Below are 3,707 nucleotides of genomic sequence, written 5' to 3'. Positions count from 1 at the left end.
GTCGCCCCTACGGGCGAACCCGCGCCCGCAGGGCTTCGCCCTTTCAGCCCGATGCTTCAGCGTCGGGAGGACGCGCGCATCACCCCCGGCCCTCGGCGTCCCCCGCGGTGAAACCTACACCCGCGGCCCATCTTGCCCGAAACGCCCTTCCGTGATACCATATCCAAACGGAGGGCTTTATGCGTCGCCTGTATCAGGGCCTCGTGGCATTGGGGCTGGTGGGTCTCACCGCGCTGGCGGTGGTGTTGGGGCTGTCGGTGTGGTGGCCGCAGGTTGGCCGCGCCCCCACGCTGCCCCCGCCACCCGTTGCGGCCAGTGCCACGCCCACCGCGCCAGGATACGAACTGACCCTGCCCAACGTGTCGGTGCCGGCGGCCACGACCACTCCGACCATCGCGCTGGCGCAGGTCGCCCTGCCGACGACGCCCCCCGCCCCCGCAGAGCCGCCCCCCGCACCGACGCCCGCCCCGACGCAGGCCCCCACCTCGGCGCTGGCCTTCAGCGCGGCCACCGGCCAGTGCGCGGGCATCGTTACGCGGACCGGCGCGCAACTCACGCTGGACGGCAGGCCCTTCCGCTTCCTGGGCACCAACTCGGCCTACCTCATGGAGTCCTACTTCCCCGAAGCCGAGATCGCGCCCATCCTGGCGTTCATCGGCGAGACGTTCCCCAACGCCGTGCTGCGGCTATGGGTGCTGCCGGGATGGGATTTGGATCGCCTCGGGCGCGTGCTGGATGCGGGGGCCAGGTACGGCGTGCGATTCCTTATCACGCTGGACGACTACTATCGCGGCAAGAGCGAACACTGGTTCCAGAGCACGTTCCGCATGGAGTACTTGCCCCACGTCAAGGCCGTGGTGGAGCGGTTCCGCGACCATCCGGCTGTGATGGGGTGGGAACTGATGAACGAGCCCACGTGCGGGCCGGAGGGGTTCTCGCAGGGGTGTCTGGACGCCGAATTCGGCTGGGTCAAGGAGACGTCGGAGGCCATCAAGGCGCTGGATCCGTGCCGGCCCGTGTCGGTGGGGACGACGGGCTACCTGTGGGGGTCGGTCCCCGACCGCGACAACTTCCGCCGCATGCACGCGCTCCCGTCGGTGGACCTGGTGAGCATCCACAAGCAGGTGGGGTCGGAGGAAAAGGACATCGTGGATTTGGCGCGGGAACTGGGCAAGCCGTGGTTCTTCGGCGAGGTGTACTACCGCGTGTACGACGACGGGTGCCGGCCCATCCGCGCCGAGATGCTGGACGAGCGAGCCGATGCCGTGGCCGCCGACATCCGCAAGAGTCTGGATTCGGGAGCCAGCGGCTACCTGCTGTGGCAGTACGCGGCCGGGCCGGTGGACATGGGCGGGCGAATTCAGTGGTTCTGCGGATGGTACGAATACTTCCGCGACGACCCCACCCACGCACGCATCCGCGCCACGGATTGGGGGCTGGAGCCATAGCCGCCTGCCGCTGGAGCGACTTCTGTCTCGGGCGCAAGCCCGGTTTGATACCGCCTATCGCTCAGAGCCTTTGGAGGGTGAACAATGTCAAAGGTGGACTCTTCTGCCCGCGTTAGGGTTTCGGTTGTGCAGGCCGCGCCCATCCTGTTTGACCGCGATGGCTCGGTGGAGAAGGCCTGCCGCCTGACCGCTGAGGCTGCTGCCCAGGGCGCACAACTGGTCCTGTTCCCCGAGGCATTCATCCCCGCCTATCCGCGTGGGCTGAGCTTCGGCACCGTTGTCGGAGACCGTACACCCCAAGGCCGGCAGACATGGGAGCGGTACTGGGTGAACGCCGTGGACGTGCCCGGCCCGGCCACCGACGCACTGGGCGAGGCCGCGCGGAGTGCCGGGGTGTACCTGGCGATCGGTGTTGTGGAACGCGATGCGCAATTCAGCCGTGGTACCCTCTACTGCACTTTGCTCTACTTCGGCCCCGACGGCCGAGTACTGGGCAAGCATCGCAAACTGAAGCCGACCGCTGCGGAGCGTCTCATCTGGGGCGAAGGTGATGGGAGCACCCTCACCGTGATCCCGACACCCTTCGGTACCGTCGGCGGCCTCATTTGCTGGGAGAACTACATGCCCCTGGCCCGCATGGCGATGTATGCCAAAGGGGTGGACATCTACCTGGCTCCGACAGCCGATGCCCGCGAGCGGTGGGTTGCGACAATGCGGCATGTTGCCCTGGAAGGGCGTTGCTACGTGCTTGGGTGCAATCAGTACGTAACCAGGGCGATGTACCCACCGGACCTGCCCGGCGTAGCCGATCTGGAGGCGCAGCCGGAGGTGCTGTGTCGCGGCGGAAGTGTAATCGTGTCGCCGCTGGGCGATGTGCTGGCCGGGCCGCTCTGGGATGAGGAGGGCATGCTCGTAGCCGACCTGGACATGGCCGAGGTCGTGCGGGCGAAGTTTGATTTTGACGTGGTGGGCCACTACGCTCGCCCCGATGTGTTCCAACTGATCGTCAACGAACGGCCGCAGCCGCCTGCAACGTTTGAGTAGTCGGCGGCCACAACTGCTTGCATGCGCGGTGCGTTGTGTGCTAGAATGCAGCCGCGTTGCAATGCGATGGGGGCGTCATGGCCGAGACATTCCCGCGCCAATTCGGGCGCTACGAACTCCAGGGCGTGGTGTTGCGCGATGGGTTTGGCACCATCTATCGCGCCCACGATACGCACTACGACCGCGACGTGTGGGTTCGGGTGCTGGACGGCGACCTGGCGTCGGATCCCGCCACGTCGGAACAGTTTCGGCGCGCCGCCCGCCTGGCCGCCAGCCTCAGCCATCCCAACCTGCCGCTGGTGTACGAGGTGGGCGAGGCCGATGGGCTGCCGTTCCTCTCCTTCCGGCCGGCGGAGGGCGTTACCCTGTCCGACCGGTTGCGTGCCGAAAGCCCCATCTTCCCCCTGCGGGCGGCCTTCATCGTCAGCCAGATTGCCGACGCGCTCCAGTACCTGAACGAGCGCTGGTTGTCCCACGGCAACCTGCAAGATCGCAGCGTGTGGCTCAGCGACGACGACCAGGTAACGCTGCTGGACTTCGGCATGGCGCTGGGGGTTCACACGCCGGAGAAGGACGCGCAGGCGTTGGCGAACCTAGCGCACGAGATGGTGGTGGGCGCGCCGTTCTCCCGCACCGACGCGACCATGCGCCGCCCTGGCATCCCCTGGCGGCGGGCCGAGGATCGCCTAGGGCCGGAGATGTGGCAGATTCTCATGCGCGGCGTGGGGTACGAGGGCAAGCCCTTCTCGGTGGGGCGCGGGGTGGGCGCCGACGTCGCGGGCGCGGCGCTGTGGGGCCGCGTGAGCGCCCAGATGCCCCCGCCCACCACCGCAGCCAGCGCGACGATGGCCAGGAACGCTGCGGCATATCGGCGGGGGGGTGTTGCGCGTCGGCGAACGGCGGGTGCCGCCTCCGGAGCCTCGCCCCCCAGAACGCGCGTCGCCCGGCGTAGCCATTGGCGCGCCTCGGCGTCCTTGGGGTTCAGGTGCAGGGCGTGCCCCGCCAGTTCGGCCACCCGCTCCCACTGGCCCAGTCGCGCGGCGGCACGGGCCTGCTGGGCCAAAGCCTGGGCGCGCCGCCGCTGCTCCTGGCGACGCTTGCGGCGGCTCTCGCGCGGGGGCGGGCCCGCGGTCTGCGCGGCCTGCACAAACGCATCGGCGAACTCGCGGAAGTCCGAGAAGGGCTTGCCCTCGTACCCCACGCCGCGCATGAGAA

General features: G+C 68.5%; 3 protein-coding genes. All 3 read left to right on the top strand.

Features of this window, described 5'->3' with window-relative positions; translation table 11 throughout:
* Positions 1-179 precede the first annotated feature (179 nt).
* Positions 180-1,448: a cellulase family glycosylhydrolase gene (locus H5T65_13950; protein MBC7260330.1), complete on the top strand. Its 1,269-nt coding sequence runs from the start codon at positions 180-182 to the stop codon at positions 1,446-1,448.
* 84 nt (positions 1,449-1,532) lie between these two features.
* Positions 1,533-2,492, top strand: a complete 960-nt coding sequence (locus H5T65_13945; protein MBC7260329.1) for a carbon-nitrogen hydrolase family protein — start codon at positions 1,533-1,535, stop codon at positions 2,490-2,492.
* 77 nt (positions 2,493-2,569) lie between these two features.
* Positions 2,570-3,707: protein kinase (locus tag H5T65_13940; GenBank protein MBC7260328.1), on the top strand; the 1,138-nt coding region annotated here is incomplete at its 3' end.

This window comes from Chloroflexota bacterium, assembly GCA_014360805.1.
Classification (GTDB): domain Bacteria; phylum Chloroflexota; class Anaerolineae; order DTLA01; family DTLA01; genus DTLA01.
This window is presented reverse-complemented; position numbering and strand designations above follow the sequence as displayed.